Annotated in this window: 11 protein-coding genes and 2 pseudogenes; 5 read left to right on the forward strand and 8 right to left on the reverse strand. The window is 45.8% G+C overall.

Translation table 11 applies throughout. The annotated features are described in order from the left end of the window. Positions 1 to 32 precede the first annotated feature (32 nt). From N4J56_RS31415 to N4J56_RS31430, 4 genes and pseudogenes are all read right to left on the reverse strand, one after another. Complete coding sequence (locus tag N4J56_RS31415; protein WP_317110287.1) at positions 33 to 1,013, reverse strand: hypothetical protein; 981 nt, start codon at positions 1,011 to 1,013, stop codon at positions 33 to 35. A 12-nt stretch (positions 1,014 to 1,025) separates the two neighbouring features. Next, positions 1,026 to 3,248: pseudogene (locus tag N4J56_RS31420) on the reverse strand (N,N-dimethylformamidase beta subunit family domain-containing protein); the annotation flags it as partial. A gap of 55 nt (positions 3,249 to 3,303) precedes the next feature. Beyond that, positions 3,304 to 3,651 (reverse strand): annotated as a pseudogene (locus N4J56_RS31425) (acyltransferase); the annotation flags it as partial. Positions 3,652 to 3,849: 198 nt separating this feature from the next. Beyond that, the gene (locus N4J56_RS31430) at positions 3,850 to 4,020 is read right to left on the reverse strand and encodes a hypothetical protein (protein ID WP_317110742.1); all 171 of its coding nucleotides are present in this window, start codon (positions 4,018 to 4,020) and stop codon (positions 3,850 to 3,852) included. A 7-nt stretch (positions 4,021 to 4,027) separates the two neighbouring features. On the opposite strand from N4J56_RS31430, the gene N4J56_RS31435 reads away from it, so the two are divergent. Next, positions 4,028 to 4,552: a tyrosine-protein kinase family protein gene (locus N4J56_RS31435; protein ID WP_410500388.1), complete on the forward strand. Its 525-nt coding sequence runs from the start codon at positions 4,028 to 4,030 to the stop codon at positions 4,550 to 4,552. A gap of 438 nt (positions 4,553 to 4,990) precedes the next feature. After that, entirely contained in the window at positions 4,991 to 5,869 is an 879-nt protein-coding gene (locus N4J56_RS31440; RefSeq protein WP_317110291.1) for a WecB/TagA/CpsF family glycosyltransferase, read from the forward strand. 82 nt (positions 5,870 to 5,951) lie between these two features. Here the strand turns inward: N4J56_RS31440 and ileS are convergent, their stop codons facing one another. Continuing rightward, complete coding sequence (gene ileS, locus N4J56_RS31445) at positions 5,952 to 8,981, reverse strand: isoleucine--tRNA ligase (RefSeq protein ID WP_410500651.1); 3,030 nt, start codon at positions 8,979 to 8,981, stop codon at positions 5,952 to 5,954. Positions 8,982 to 9,017: 36 nt separating this feature from the next. Then, complete coding sequence (locus N4J56_RS31450; RefSeq protein WP_317110738.1) at positions 9,018 to 10,988, reverse strand: S-layer family protein; 1,971 nt, start codon at positions 10,986 to 10,988, stop codon at positions 9,018 to 9,020. Positions 10,989 to 11,036: 48 nt separating this feature from the next. Here N4J56_RS31450 and N4J56_RS31455 point away from each other — a divergent pair, with 48 nt between their 5' ends. Beyond that, positions 11,037 to 12,305, forward strand: a complete 1,269-nt coding sequence (locus tag N4J56_RS31455; RefSeq protein WP_317104593.1) for an IS701 family transposase — start codon at positions 11,037 to 11,039, stop codon at positions 12,303 to 12,305. Here N4J56_RS31455 and N4J56_RS31460 read toward each other — a convergent pair. Continuing rightward, a complete protein-coding gene (locus tag N4J56_RS31460) occupies positions 12,280 to 12,756 on the reverse strand; it encodes a filamentous hemagglutinin N-terminal domain-containing protein (protein WP_317110294.1) in 477 nt (158 codons plus the stop codon). The genes N4J56_RS31455 and N4J56_RS31460 overlap by 26 nt on opposite strands. 115 nt (positions 12,757 to 12,871) lie before the next feature. Beyond that, a complete protein-coding gene (locus tag N4J56_RS31465; protein WP_317110296.1) occupies positions 12,872 to 13,711 on the reverse strand; it encodes a Ycf66 family protein in 840 nt (279 codons plus the stop codon). Positions 13,712 to 13,973: 262 nt separating this feature from the next. Here N4J56_RS31465 and N4J56_RS31470 point away from each other — a divergent pair, with 262 nt between their 5' ends. Together N4J56_RS31470 and N4J56_RS31475 are read left to right on the forward strand one after the other, a co-directional pair. After that, entirely contained in the window at positions 13,974 to 14,363 is a 390-nt protein-coding gene (locus N4J56_RS31470; protein WP_317110298.1) for a nuclear transport factor 2 family protein, read from the forward strand. Further along, positions 14,364 to 14,912 carry an SgcJ/EcaC family oxidoreductase gene (locus N4J56_RS31475; protein ID WP_317110299.1) on the forward strand — a complete coding sequence of 183 codons (549 nt, stop codon included), beginning with the start codon at positions 14,364 to 14,366 and terminating at the stop codon, positions 14,910 to 14,912. Positions 14,913 to 14,925 lie beyond the last annotated feature (13 nt).

Genomic DNA, 14,925 nt, shown 5'->3' on the forward strand with positions numbered 1-14,925 from the left:
ACGGCAGCGATCGAGCAGTTAGCTAATAGTTTCTAGACCTTACTAAAAGCAATTTTGTCAACGGCAAATTTTCGGAGAAATTGCATTTGTCCGGTTTGCGGATCGACAGAGAATAAAGAATTACTGCCTTCTAGATTGGGATCGGCAAGTGCAAATAGTTGATTGGCGGGAGAAAAGGCAAGACATGCCAAGTCATTTGACAAAGGACGACCGTTAAACCTCAGTTCTACTAAATTGATAACTCTTCCTCTACCAGTGATTGGAGACTTATTTATCAGATCGAACTGCACCAGAATTGGGTTGCCACCAGGATCGATACTAGTACCGTAAATGTTGCCATCAGAGGATTGGGCGAGATTGCTGTACCGATTGAATGGAGGTAAATTTGGTAGATCGGATCGAGAATCGACTTGACCTGATTTTGAGTCAATTAATGCTAGCTCGAAAGGCGGTTGACCTTGGGTAAGGCTAACGATACCTAAAAGTTGGTCTTGTTGGATGGCGAGCAGGCTCTCAATTGTATTGTTCTTTTTGATTTTTTTGGCTTTTAAGCCTTTTGTTGCCGACTTTTTACTATCTGGACTGAAGACGATGAAGCGATTTAAATCGCCCTTGCGAGTTGATGCTAGAGCCGCAACAACAAATGTCCCATCTGATAAGGCAGTAAAACCAGTGATTCGTTCGCTCTGCTTTTTGATGATAAAAGCTTTACTTGCAGTTTCAGTCGCGTCCTGTTGATTTTGAACGGCTTGTTCGGCAATTTCAGTAGATAACAATTCTTGACCTGTGGTAAGGTCTAAGGATTGCAAAATCATTCCTGGGGTTTTATTTGCTGCTTTCTCATCAACTAAGTCTTCTGTGATGCTGCTACTAGCAGGGGTTAAGCGCACGCCGTAAATGACGAGTTGTGTTTGGGCAACTGTTTTTTTGGCTGCTAAATTGGAGAGTACGGTTGTAGCGGCACTAGCGATCGCTAGCTGACCGAATCGGCGGCGTTTTAATCTCAAGTTCATACGAAGTTATTCTCAAGGCACAATTATGTTGACATCTGGAGACTGAGGCTTAGCCCCCATGTCTGCTAGTACGTTGACAGCAATTTGCTTAGCGCGTATATCTTCGCGGTTGACCCGAGCGCCATCAGTATCCAACCCGAACATCCAATGAACCGATCCAGTCGCAAATACCTTAGCGCCAGTGGCAGCAGTGTAACGGGCTGCGTTGGAAATATTGATATTAGTTCCAGGCGGAAGATCGGAATCAAAGGAACCGTTGGGATTAACTGCTGATTCGCTCAAAACAACAAGATTGCTGGGGGCAGCACCATTATTAATCGCTGCATCCCATTCATAACCTACTAACCCACCTAGCTTGTCTCCATTGTTCAAGTTGGTGTTGGCGTAGTAAGGGTCGCTACTATTGGTGACAACAAAATCATACCCGCCGTAGTAAGGGTTATTGTAATCGTAAGTCCAATACAACCCTCCATTGTCGCCTGTATACATGACACCGATCAAAGCGTTTTCAGGTCGATTGTTTTGTTGGCTGCGGAACTTGTTCGTAGGTGCGACGGGATCTGTCACATCCTTATAGCACGCCATGATGCGGTTGTTTCCCCCAGTGGGGCTATTTTCAAACCGAACTCGCCAATAGCAAGTGTTAGCTGAGAAGAAAGCTAAATTAACTCCCGCGTCCCTGGCTTGTTCGACAGCATTTCTCTCTTCCAGCGACCAATATTCGTCATGACCGACGGATAAAAATATTTTGTGCTGTCGCAATAGCTGTGGGTTTTCATGAACGTCCATGTTCGTGACGTAAGAGACGTTATAGCCCTGAGATTCTAACCATCGCACCATATGACGCTCCCAGCGTAATATCGAGTGCATTTCTTCGGGACGGATACTAGCGGCTGAAAACGGGCGATCGTAAGAAACCTTAAGCGCTTTTTGACCGCCAATACTGTTATATGTATATAAACTGTAACCACCAAAAGTGCTATAAGCTAAATAAGTGGTAAAGCTACTCTGGAATAAGATGTCAGAAGTACTGCTGTCATCGCGGACAACGAACCATATCTGTGACTGTTTACCAGTTGCTAAGTTGGTCAGCTTCGCAAAATACAAACCGCTCGTCCAATCATTACCTACTGCCAGCGTATAAGAAGTTGCCCAGTTACACTCGATCAGGCGGGTCGTACTGTCGAAGGTACAAGCAGGCTGCGTAGTTCCATTCAGCGCACCGCTACTAGCGACTAATCGCGCTCCCGCGCCTTCGTAGTAACCTAAGCGATACACGTCAATAGTGAACTGTGCGCTGTATCCTAGAGAAACCTTAATTGGCAACGATCCGCCCTTATTGACGCTGGTCGCCCCGGCATAGCCATAAATCTCACCATTTGTGTCGTAGTTAGAGTTGGGGATTCTCCAGTCGGGATTACCTGGCTTTTGGTTTTCTATGTAGATGGGGTTGGGGTTGGTAGGATTGGCTCTGGTGGTAAAAGCAGTAAAAGTCACGCTGCCTATATTATCGGCTGTTGCGGTGACTGTATTTGCTGCGCCACCCGTCGTTCCTAAAGTCAATGTTGTACTTGCTTGTCCGTTGGCATTGGTGACGGCGCTGGTAGGTGAAACGGAACCACCCCCACCACTCACGGCAAAATTGACAGTCACCCCTGATTGAGGGCTGCCAGCAGGGTTTTTAACTTGAACGACTAATGGGTTAGCTAGGGTTGTCCCTACTCCGCCACTCTGATTATCACCACTGACTTTGGAAATTGTGGAAACGGGGGTAGCGGAGAAGACTACATCGCGGTAATAGTTGGTGTTGCGATAAGAACTGCTGGGAAAAGCGCTTGGACTTACGTTGTAAACTCCGTTATTGCCGTCAGCGACCGAGCTAAGGTCGCCGTTGACAATTGAGCTTGCCAATTCATCGTCATAAGCAGCATAGAAGCTGTTGATGTTGACAGACACCACATAAGTTGTATTGGCTTGAATGTTCAGCGGTGTGCTAAGAACTTGCTGCTGCCATCCTGACGCTGTCTCATTTGAGAAGTTAACAGTTGCCAATGGAGTGCCACCACTTGCTGCCCAGATTTTGCCAGTATGGTTACCAGTCTCGCTTGCAGCTTTCCAAAATCGAATTGCAGTTATCTGACCGGCTCTCGCACTGCGGAATTTCATCCCTAGTTCGTAAGGAACTCCGTCGCTAAGATTTTGAATATTAGGTGCTTGTGTTGTAAATAATGTCTGCTCAGTCTGAGCTTGAGCTATAAGAAATTCATCTGGATTGAATTGTTCGGTCATTTCAAATACTCGCTTTTGAGCCGTTATTCATTAATTCGCGTCCATCGGCAAAGTTGCCGACTACCCGAGCGGGGACTCCCACTACAGTTGCGCGATCGGGAACATCGCGAGTCACGACTGCTCCAGCGCCAACTATGGCATTTTCTCCAATTGTGACTCCTGGCAGGATAGTGGCATTGCTGCCAATAGAAGCACGACGCTTTACTCTGGTCTCAATGACAGACCAGTCAGCTTCAGTTTGCAGGCTGCTATCTTCGTTGGTGGCACGAGGGTAAAGGTCGTTGGTGAACATAACTCCATGACCGATAAATACTTCGTCTTCTATAACCACACCCTCGCAGATAAAAGACAGCTTTAGGTTTATTAGTCAGTTTTGGAGTTGCTCTGCTTGTAGATAAACTCAATAACGTTTTTACAACTCAGAAGAAATTAAAGATAAAACTAAATTATTAATTTTAGGTGAAATTCCTAGCGTAAAGTTCGAGCGAAATGGCAAACTGGGTCAAAAAACTGAGGTATCTGAGTTCTGGGAGGCTTTCCGATCTCTTTACACGAACGTTTCTTTTCTCGATATTAATGGGACGATTCGTTCTCTAGCGATCGTCTCAGCCGCTCCCGAAGATGGTAAATCGACAATTGGATTGTATTTAGCCCAGACAGCAGCAGCAATGGGTAAAAGAGTTTTATTGGTAGACGCAAATCTACGTACTCCTGCCATTCATAAAATGTTAAACTTATCCAACTCGCAAGGACTGAGCAATGCGATCGCCGAAGGTTTAAACTTTCAGTATGCAATCCAGCAGGTGCGTAATGACTCTGAGGAAGCTGAAGATAATGGAGCTTTTCAAGAGGCTACCGCACAGGGGAGAGAAATATCTAAAGATAACTTGTTTATCCTAACTGCTGGTTCAATTCCCCCCAATCCATCGATCCTGCTGTCATCGCCCCAAATGCAAAGCTTGGCAGAGCAACTGCAACAAGCTTTCGATTTAGTCATATACGATACATCTCACTTGATTGGTTTTGCTGATGCAAATCTTCTAGCTCGGCATGTGGATGCTAGTATTTTGACTGTAAGTATGGGTAAAACAAACTGTTCCGCTTTAGTCAAGGCATTGGAGCAATTAAATTTCTCTGCCACACCAGTTTTAGGTGCAGTTGCTAGTGGTATTCAAAGACAGCCTAATAAACTCAGCTTTCTATCAAAGCGTAAGTATAGCCCTCGCTTGTTTGCACTCGATCGCGCCTGAAACTTAAATTATTGTATTTAGATTGGACTCGCCAATCTTTTCTTTGTAAGCGTCATAAGTTACGCTTGCAAAATAATCAGAATAAATGGCAAGCTTAGATCTAATTTGATTTTCTTAAGAAACAGTTAAATTAAGCTATGAAAGAGTAAAAATTGAGAGCTTTAGTGATACTTTAATAAGTATAAGTTGTAAAAGACTTTGATTATTTAAATTAAAGCAATTCTGCTAAAGTTTCGGCTGAGTAATAGATCGAACAAATTTTCAATGAATCGGTAAGATACTATCAGTTTGCGAGAGGCATTCAACCTGCTTCTGCCAACTATGTCAGAGATTAACAGCCGATTTCGACTATTTTTTGTGCGTGCGGAGATGGCTTTATACATTACGCACAGCCAGGATTGTTAACTGAGGTTCCACATTGCTGGCGATAGAGAAAGAATGAAAAATACACAACAATCTACGCTAAATAATAGAGATTTATTTAGCGAACAACATCAAATTCAAAATCAATCCTTTGAGACTCTAGATTTAGAATTTAGAGTATTAAAAGTTTATAAAAAACTTGACGTGATCGATTCACCTGTTAGTGCTTTACCGTTTGAATCTCAAATCAACTTAATCTTAGAGTGGGCAACGAGTAAAGTTAGTAAATTTGTTTGTGTGGCTAACACTCATATGCTAGTAGAAGCTTACTGGCATCCAGAGTTTGCCACGGTTTTGAAGGATGCAGACCTTGTGACTCCTGATGGAATGCCTTTAGTCTGGATGTTGAAGTTGTTGGGAGCGCGTACCCAAAATCGTGTTGCAGGAATAGATATTCTTTTATCTTTATGTAAACTCGCTCCTTTGAAGAACGTGAGCATATTTTTCTTGGGTTCTGAAACACCAGTTTTAGAGAAAATGAGAGAGCGCTTGATGTGCGATTTCCCTAACTTAAAAATTGCTGGTATGGAGCCTTTGCCGTTTCGTCCGCTCACGCGCCCAGAAGATGAAGCTTTGATTGAAAGAATTCATCACAGTGGTGCTGGGATCGTTTTGGTAGCTTTAGGTTGCCCGAAACAGGAATATTGGATGCAGCAACATCAAGGTAAGATCCGAGCAGTAACGATCGGATTGGGGGGAGCATTTCCTGTTTATGCAGGAGATCGAAAAAGAGCGCCCCATTGGTTGCGTTTTGGTGGTGGCGAGTGGTTGTATCGGTGGCTGCAAGAACCACTGAGATTATCACGTCGATATGGTCAAACTATCCCAGTATTTACTTTGCTAGCTTTAAAGCAAATACTGTTGTGTTACTTAGTAAAATCTCAAGGTTCATGAGATTTGATGGTGTAGCGATCGCTAGTCACTGGTAGTTTGCAAATAACTAAGCAAATAACTAACGATTGCTAACAAATGAAAATTAAAATTCTCCAGCGAGAGCGGGGATACAGCGCTCGCATAGGAGGGGGTGTTCTGTAGATTCACCTACATGCACGGAATAATTCCAACAGCGATCGCATTTTTTTCCGTCAGCCTTAGCGACTCCAATTCCCAAAGCATCAGATTGGAAATTATATTTCAATTCTGTTAGGGTTGCGGGAGTATCAATCAATTCTACCCCAGAAGTGATGAATAAATAGCGTAACTCATCAACACCGTTGGAATGAGTAGATGGCTGTGCGTCCGTACTGGGGTTTAAAAATTGCAGGCGTTGTCGCAAATTAGCATCGGCAACATATAACAGTACCTTTGCTTCGAGAGAAGAACCGATCGCCTTTTCGGTACGTGCTTGTTCTAACACCTTATTCACTTCGGTGCGGAGTTGGCGCAACTGAACCCAAGATTCTGCCAATTGTGGATTGTCCCATTTGTCCTCTAACTTCACCCAGCCAGATTCAAATACAGATTCATGCGATTTGGGGTAGGGGAGATATTGCCAGATATCCTCTGCCATGTGACACAATACAGGGGCGATTGCTTTGGCTAAGTTTTCTAGGGCAATCTGCAACACTGTTTGACAGCTGCGACGGCGAAACGAATTAGCGGCACTGATATACAACCGATCCTTAGCAATATCTAAATAGAAACTAGATAAATCGACAACGCAGAAATTCTGCACGGTTTGAAAAAAACGGAAGAATTGATATTTATCAAAAGCTTGAGTTACCTCAGTAAATACTTCCGTCATCCGGTGCAGCATGTAGCGATCTAGGTCTGGTAACTGCTCGTACGGGACTGCATCCCGACTGGGATCGAAATCGTGCAGATTTCCTAGTAAGAAACGAGCCGTGTTGCGAATTTTATTTCTCGCATCTGCTAGCTGCTTTAAGATATTTTTACTGATCGGCACGTCGGCGGAATAATCTACCGAAGACACCCACAACCGCAACACATCTGCACCGTAGGGTGGTTCTTCTTTTTGATTCTTACCTCCGTCAATAACTACCGCCGGATCGACTCCATTGCCCAAAGACTTGCTCATCTTGCGCCCCTGTTCGTCTACGGTATAGCCGTGAGTCAAAACAGTTTTGTAAGGTGCGTGACCGTTGGTCGCAACGCTCGTGAGCAAACTAGACTGGAACCAACCGCGATGCTGATCCGATCCTTCCAGGTAAAGATCGGCTGGATAAGATAATTCTTGCCGCTGTTGAAGGACAGCCGCCCAAGAGGAACCAGAATCAAACCAAACATCCATCGTATCCATACCTTTACGGTATTTTCGCCCGTTATCGCGATACTTTTCTGGGAGCAACTCTTCTACCGACATTTCCCACCAAGCATCCGAGCCTTTTTCGGCAAAGATATTTTGGACGCGAGCGATCGTCTCTTCATTCAGTAGCGGTTCTCCAGTTTCTTCATCGTAGAAGACAGGAATTGGTACGCCCCAACTGCGCTGGCGGGAGATACACCAGTCAGAACGCTCGGCTACCATTGCGGTGATGCGGTTTTCTCCTTGAGTGGGAATCCACCGGACATGGGCGATTTCTTGCAGAGCTGCATCTCGAAATCCTTCTACCGACGCAAACCATTGCTCGGTTGCCCGCAAAATTACGGGTTTTTTCGTCCGCCAATCGTAGGGATACTTGTGGACGTACGGTTCTTCCTTCAGCAACGAACCAGCTTGTTCTAAAGCTTGAACGACTGCGGCGTTACCTTCCCCTAATACGTTGAGCTTGGCAAATTGTCCCGCTTCTGCGGTAAAGTTACCATCAGCATCGACGGGAGAGAGGATCGGCAAATTATAGCGCATCCCCACTTGATAGTCTTCTTGTCCGTGTCCTGGTGCAGTGTGGACGAGTCCCGTACCGGATTCTGTCGTCACGTAATCGCCACCAATAACAATCGGACTTTCGCGATCGCACAATGGATGGCGATACTTGCAGTGTTCTAGTTCGTAGCCTTTAAGTGTGGTTTTGACAGTTAGTTGAGCGCCAAGTGTTGCAGATAATCTCTCCACTAAATCCGCCGCAACAATGAGGTATTGTGGATTTTGGTCACGCAAAGGCGAGGACACTTCCGTGCGGGGGTTCCCCCCGTTGAGGAGCGACTGCGTTGTGGGGGTTCCCCCCATTGAAGCATGTCGCGTGAAAGTGTCCGTAGCTAAGGCGCTAAGGGTGCTTTGCGTCTCCGCGTCTTTGCGTGACATTTCCACCACCGCATAATTTAATTCAGGATTAACCGCAATTGCTAAGTTGGCTGGAATTGTCCACGGGGTTGTCGTCCAGATGGCTACCCAGAGATGGGGGAGGAAGGATTTGAGTTTGGGAAAAGCGGATGGCTCGATGTGAGTTATTGGGAAAGCCGCATAGAGACTGCGAGAAGTGTGTCCTTCGGGATACTCTAATTCTGCTTCAGCTAGGGCGGTTTTCGAGCTAGGACTCCAGTAAACGGGTTTGAAGCCACGATAGATGTAGCCTTTCAAAACCATTTGCCCGAATACGCCGATTTGGGCAGCTTCATATTTTGGTTTGAGAGTCAAATAGGAGTTTTCCCAATCGCCGACAACACCCCAACGTTTGAGACTGGCGCATTGTTCTTGCATTGCTTTGAGAGCAAAGTCTCGTGCTTTGTGGCGCAGTTCCAAAGGTGTGAGCGAGGCGCGTTCCTGTGGCTTCATGCTTTGGATGACTTTGAGTTCGATGGGCAATCCGTGACAGTCCCAACCATGAATGCAGCGAACTTTACGCCCTTGTTGGAGTTGATAGCGATTGATAATGTCTTTGAGGATTTTATTCAGGGCATGACCGATGTGTAACGAACCGTTGGCGTAGGGGGGTCCGTCGTGTAAAGTGAAAATCTCGCCAGAATTTTGCTGTGACAGGCGATCGTAAATTTGATTATCCGCCCAAAACTTTTGGATCTCTGGCTCGCGCTTGGTGGCGTTTGCCCGCATGTCAAATTTTGTCTTGGGCAAGTTTACGGTGTCTTTGTAACTTCCTGGTTCTGTCACAGCTTTGATTTCTAAAATAGAGGCAAGGTTATTCAACTATTTTAGAAGTATTTCTGCGGCAGGATAAGTTCCGTTACAGTTTAATGCAGGCGATCGCATTGTATTTGTAGATACAGCCATCAATATAACTTCATTTTTTTCGTTGAATGCCCATTGAGTAGCTTCGACAATTTCAGTTGGGGCAGAATTGACGCTGCGATAACTTCGTTCAGCTTCGCTAACGTGACTGGGTATGGTAGTGGAGCGGTTTTCGGCTACAGGTTCCAGCGTTGCCCAATCAGTTAGGACTGTCTCAGCGTTGAGTCGTTCTCTCGGGTTAGGTGGTAAGCCGCCGCGTCCGGTGACGACAAATTGATTCTCGCCGCCAGTTGCACAACCAGCCACAATCTGATTAGAAGCATTGACTAATTCTACTGGTAATGTCACTAATCCTTGACTGGGATCGATATCTATATCGTCTATTGCCACTACGCCATCAATACCGCGATCGCTTGTCGCACTAATACGGCTGTCGGGAGAGATAAACAGTCCTCGAACATTAATCTTGATATTACCACCACGACCAGCAAAAGCATTGGCAGCGATCTCGCTGTTTTCCAGCGCCACAAAGAACGTCGTGTCGATATTGATATTGCCCCCGTCCCCTCCAGCTTGTGCCGTACCTGCGGTAGCAGAAATAGAACTGTTGCGCCGTAGTAAGAGCGAGTCTGCAATTTGCAAGGTAATATTACCACCATTACCCGATCGCGTTTCAGCTACAATCTTGCCTTTATTATCTAAATGGATAGAGCGAGCCTTGATAATTAAGTCGCCCGCGTTCCCTGCTCCTCCACCACTCACACCTACTTCAGCCTCATCTCGAAGAGTCAACTCTCCAGTTTCGATCGTCAAGTTTCCAGCAGTGCTAGCACCTCCAGACCCAGATGTTAATTTACTATCCCTACCACGCACGTCAACAAATTCCTTTGCTCTCACTGTCAAACTGCCCCCTTGTCCCGAGCTAGCTTGCCGTCCTATCCTTGGTCTAGAACCACTAGTACCAGCAGCTACGGTTCCTCCTTCTCTGATAATCAATCTTTGAGTTTCTATAGTTAAATTGCCAGCATTACCTGTTGCATCGGAAGCAGATAGAACTTGCAAAGAGCTTCGCCATAGATCGCCTGCTGGGTTTCGTACTGATGATGTTCCAATCACTTCTACCGATTCCAAGGCATTTACCTTCAAGTTGCCTCCTAACCCTGAAGAACGTGTATCGGTAGTTATCCGCGCTCCATTTAGTAAGGTTAACCGCTTGGTCTCCACGTTTATCTTGCCGCTATCGCCTGTAGGTCCTCCTCTTGGTGATATGGCGAATAAGCCGCTGGGATACCTGCCATTCGCCTCTACTCCGATCGCCTCCAACGCTTCAGTGGCAATCACATTCAAAGTACCCGCTGCTCTCGAACCAATGGTACTAGCTTCAATTTCAGAACCATCCCTTAAACTGACTCGTCTGCCCTGAACTTTGATATCACCGCCACCATCACCACTAGCATCGACTACAGATGCACCCAATAGTTGGATATCTCCAAAGCTTAAAATGTCCTCAAAGCTGAAAGCCCAGCCTCGATCTGTAAAGTCTAATTTGACTAGACCAGGGCTAGCAACACTGGCTAACTCAATCTGTCCCCCTCGTGTATGGAGCGTTCCTCCCGATAAATTTATATCACCACCGACTAAAGCTAAAGTTTTATATGGCTGCACGCGCAAACCAACAGTTGGCTCATCGAGTACAACACGACCATTAGACTTATCGCTTCCTGTCCTTACATCCTGACCATTTCCTTGCACGTGAATACTTTTGGCACTGTCACCAAACTGCAAACCAAGCGGAATGCTGACAGTTAGCAAAGGCGTGGTTTGCTCCGCACTAGCACTAAAAGTCGTACCATCTGCAAATTTCAAGCTTTTTGCCGTACTAGCGATAATGGGACTTTGTAAGAAAGATGGAGCAAATTGAGCTAGAATGCGGGTAGGAGTTGCGTTTTACGTCAGTCTCGACAGGAGCAACGTAAGGTGAAAGATCAAGTACCAGCAGCGATGCCGCAGTGCTTTGAGAACTGGTGTCGTCGGTTTGATGATGTATTTTCGCGTCAGAAGCAGCGGCAGGAATTTCGTGTTTATCTAGGGGGACTGCTGGGTGAGAGTCAGCGCAAAAACCTGAGCCAACTGGTCACAAATACAGTAGATGGCTCCTACAACAGCCTCAGACATTTTCTCAACAATGCCCCTTGGGATGAAGTCAAGCTAAATAATCGGCGGTTGGAGGTGATGCACCAGTGTCGCCAGACGACCCCGAGTCAAGGTTTCACATTGATTGTAGATGATTCGGGACATCGCAAAAGTGGTGCGGCTACTGATGGGGTAGGACGGCAGTACATTGGGGAGATTGGCAAGACTGACAATGGTATTGTGCTGCTGACTACCTACTTGTATGATGGAGTGCGACGTCTGCCGTTAGATGTTGCACTCTATCAACACGCAAGTTTATTCGAGCAAGGCAAGGCAGACCCCAACTTCCAGAAAAAACCTGACCTGGCTCTAGACTTGGTTGACCAATGCTTGAAGCGCGGTTATCGACCGGGTGTGACTGTAATTGATGCAGGCTACGGTAATAACACGCCTTTTCTCAAGCAGTTGGAGTCGAGAAACCTAACTTACGTGGCAGCAATCGCCAAAAACCGCCAAGTTACTGCTCAAACATCAGGTGATGAGTCTGCTCGTAAGCAGGGATTAGAAGCTATTGCTCAAACCTTGGCAGTGGAGCAGTTCACACCTGTGCAACTCAATCTGGAGCAGCCCCGGACAGTTTGGGTGGCGCTGTTACCAGTTCACGTTCCGAAGCTCGAAGGCACTCGCTGGCTGGCGATTCAACTCAATGCCTCTAGTTTCGAGCAAGCGACGGAGGTGGATTACTTTCTCACCAATGCCTCTGACAACCAAGTCAGTGCGGCTTGGGTAGCTCAAACATATTCTGCTCGCAACTGGGTGGAGGTCTTCTATCGAGAAGCCAAGGGCTGGTTGGGTTTGAGTGAGTATCAAGTTCGGGATGCTCTGAGTATGAAGCGTCATTGGGTTTTAGTGTTCATCGCTTACACCTTCATCCTTTGGCATCAGTTGACCGGCGGATTCCGCAGACGTTGGGCAACCAAACCCTTACAAACCTTTGCCGAAGCATTGGAGGCATTCCGCACCGCAGTCGAGTTTCGTTTGGTCCGCTGGCTTAATGAGCATGTTGATGTATTTGCCTCTCACAGAGCTAAGTTCGGCTATATTTGGGCTTAGAAAGTTTTAAAGTCCCAATAAACGAACCGCCTATATCCAGTCTGGCATTTGTACCGAAAACAATACCATTGGGATTGAGAAGAAATAGATTAGCACTGCCATTAGCTCTAAGCAATCCGTCAATGTGAGAGACAGACGCACCAGTGACGCGACTAATAATGTTTTGAATAGTATTGGCGTTATTAAAGTAAGCAGAGCGTCCAGTTAAAACCGAAAATCGATCGAAACTGTGGAATAAATTATTGCCTCGTGTTGCTCCGTCAGAAATTACATCAACCGTAGGATCGACAGGTTGAGATGTAACAATAGAATCTTCGGTTCCTAGGGTATTATCTGGTACAACCTGAGCTGAGGCAAGAGTTTCAAAGCTAGCGATCGCCCCGCAAATCGCTATACCAAATATCCTAACTACCTTACAATAATTTTTGTATTTTGCAACTGTGACAACCATTACCCCTTCCCCAGCAAATGAGATCGAGCCAAATAACACACATGAATAAATACGATACATGAGTGTATTGCTATATATGGTTACAAAGTATTGCAGGGAAACAGGTTCTTACGACTTACGACTTCTCGTCGGTTTCTGGTGGCGAAGCTGGTTGATGCTTTTCTTCTGCATCTTCAAGTGCAGCTTCTACTAATTCGGGACTGGGGGGATCGGGACGGTGTAATTCAGTGACTTCGCTCTGTGAAGATAACTCGGTTTCAGTTTCGGTAATAGTCGCTCCTTCTGGTTGCGTGGTTTCAATTGGGGTAGCTGCTACAATATCTGAATTTGGTTGGACTTCAGGATCGACAATAGCGTCTTCGGTTGGAGGAGACACTTCTACTTCTGAGGCGTTTTCGGCTGGAGGAGACACTTCTACTTCTGAGGCGATTTTTTCTTCAAAGGTAGACGCTGACTCAGTGGTTTCTGGGGCTGTAGGGGTTCGATTATCGACAATTTCGACAGTGGGAGTAGATTCCACTGGCGGTGTCGGAACTTCCTTGACATCACTCTTGGGTTTTAGCTGTTCTTTAGCTGCGGTAGCTTTACTCGTTGCTTTCTTGCCAAACTGTGACAGCTTTTGTAGGGGTGAGATTTTGGTGACTTGCTCTTGAACGTTGCTTTTTACCTGTGCTGCGCTAGGGACTGCTGTTTGTTGCTGTTGAGGAGTTAATTGGCGGCGTAACTGTAGAGTTTGAAACGCATACCAACCCAGTAACACGACTCCAGCGACTTGACCTAATAGGAGTCCTCCTGTAATTTGCTTGGCACATACCCATAAGACTAAAGCATAGAACAACCCTACGCCGCTCCAATAGATATCGTTTTTGCGACCAATTTCTGGGAAGAAAAAGGCGGCTAAGTAGATGCCAAGACTACCAATAGCAACAGCTAACGCAAGGATGTATGCAAGCATTTCTCATCTACTCCTAACTAAGAGTGTTTTCTGGGGATGTCTGCTGGGGGTGTTTTTTTAACTAGCTACCTCTACCATTTTGCGGGAGATTGTTGACTTAGATACAAAACAAAAATTAATTCTCTGTATTTACTTACCAGGTTGACATTTTTACCCTAGTGTTGTTCTCTGCTATAGGGGCGATACTGTGGCGATCGCACAGATGAGCCTTTCCAAGAGTTAAGTTGAGATTGGGCAGCAAGAAAAAAGGTAATTGTAATTCATGACAAACCTTGAAGTCATCCAAGAACTATACAGATCTTTTCAGGAGAAGGATTACGATGCCTTTCTACATATTTGCACCCATGACCTTGAATGGATTCAGAACGAAGGATTTCCACAAGGCAGGACGTATCGAGGTGCAGAAGCAGTCATCGAAGGAGTTTTTAAATCCAATAATGAGCGTTGGGAGATGTTTTCATTTCAGATCGATCGCTATCTTGATGCAGAGAATTTTGTAGTTGTCATTGGAGCATATGTAGGTCGCCATCGGGAAACGCAAAAATCGCTGCGTGCAGTTGCTGCGCACGTATACGATCTAGTTGAGGGCAAGGTGTGCCGCTTCCAAATGTTTGCGGATACGAAAACAATCTGGGATTCGATGGTTCAATAAATGAAGATCGACTTACATCAGGTGAAAGTAAAATCGTATAGAGTGGCTTTAGCAAAGCTTTCCAAAAGAATCGCGATTCTGGTGGCAGTGGCTATTGTTTTGGCTAGCATCGAGGTATTTGCAGGCATACCCACACAGATGAATGTGAGTAATTCCAGCCCAGCAGGGGGAAAAGCAACCCCTCCAGAACAGATTCGTACAATTGTGCGTCAAGTGAGAGATAGTTGGGTCAATGGAGATGCAGATGCTTTCGCTGCTTTGTTTACTTCTGATGGAGAACTGATCGTCCCAGGACAGAAATGGGTAGGTAGAGCCGCCATCCGCAAAGCAGCCGCAGACTTTGCTACTTATGCATCCAACGTCAAAATTAACATTCGCCAAATTATTATTGAAGGCAATCGCGCTGCCGTAGAGTGGTATTGGGAAGATACAGAAAAAGCGTCAGGTCGTCGCAACCGAGCAGATGATGCGATCATTGCCGATTTTGTCGCAGGTAAGATTAAGCGCTGGCGCGAATATATCGATAGTAAAACACCAGAAAACAGTTGACAGTTATCAGTTG

It is taken from the genome of Chroococcidiopsis sp. SAG 2025, from assembly GCF_032860985.1.
Taxonomy (GTDB): Bacteria; Cyanobacteriota; Cyanobacteriia; order Cyanobacteriales; family Chroococcidiopsidaceae; genus Chroococcidiopsis.

Coding starts and splice junctions, on each gene's coding strand:
- N4J56_RS31440 (WP_317110291.1), top strand. CDS start 4,991: ATGAAAAATACACAACAATCTACGCTAAATAATAGAGATTTATTTAGC.
- N4J56_RS31430 (WP_317110742.1), bottom strand. CDS start 4,020: ATGGCAGGAGTACGTAGATTTGCGTCTACCAATAAAACTCTTTTACCC.
- N4J56_RS31415 (WP_317110287.1), bottom strand. CDS start 1,013: ATGAACTTGAGATTAAAACGCCGCCGATTCGGTCAGCTAGCGATCGCT.
- N4J56_RS31460 (WP_317110294.1), bottom strand. CDS start 12,756: ATGGTTGTCACAGTTGCAAAATACAAAAATTATTGTAAGGTAGTTAGG.
- N4J56_RS31470 (WP_317110298.1), top strand. CDS start 13,974: ATGACAAACCTTGAAGTCATCCAAGAACTATACAGATCTTTTCAGGAG.
- N4J56_RS31435 (WP_410500388.1), top strand. CDS start 4,028: ATGTTAAACTTATCCAACTCGCAAGGACTGAGCAATGCGATCGCCGAA.
- N4J56_RS31475 (WP_317110299.1), top strand. CDS start 14,364: ATGAAGATCGACTTACATCAGGTGAAAGTAAAATCGTATAGAGTGGCT.
- N4J56_RS31465 (WP_317110296.1), bottom strand. CDS start 13,711: ATGCTTGCATACATCCTTGCGTTAGCTGTTGCTATTGGTAGTCTTGGC.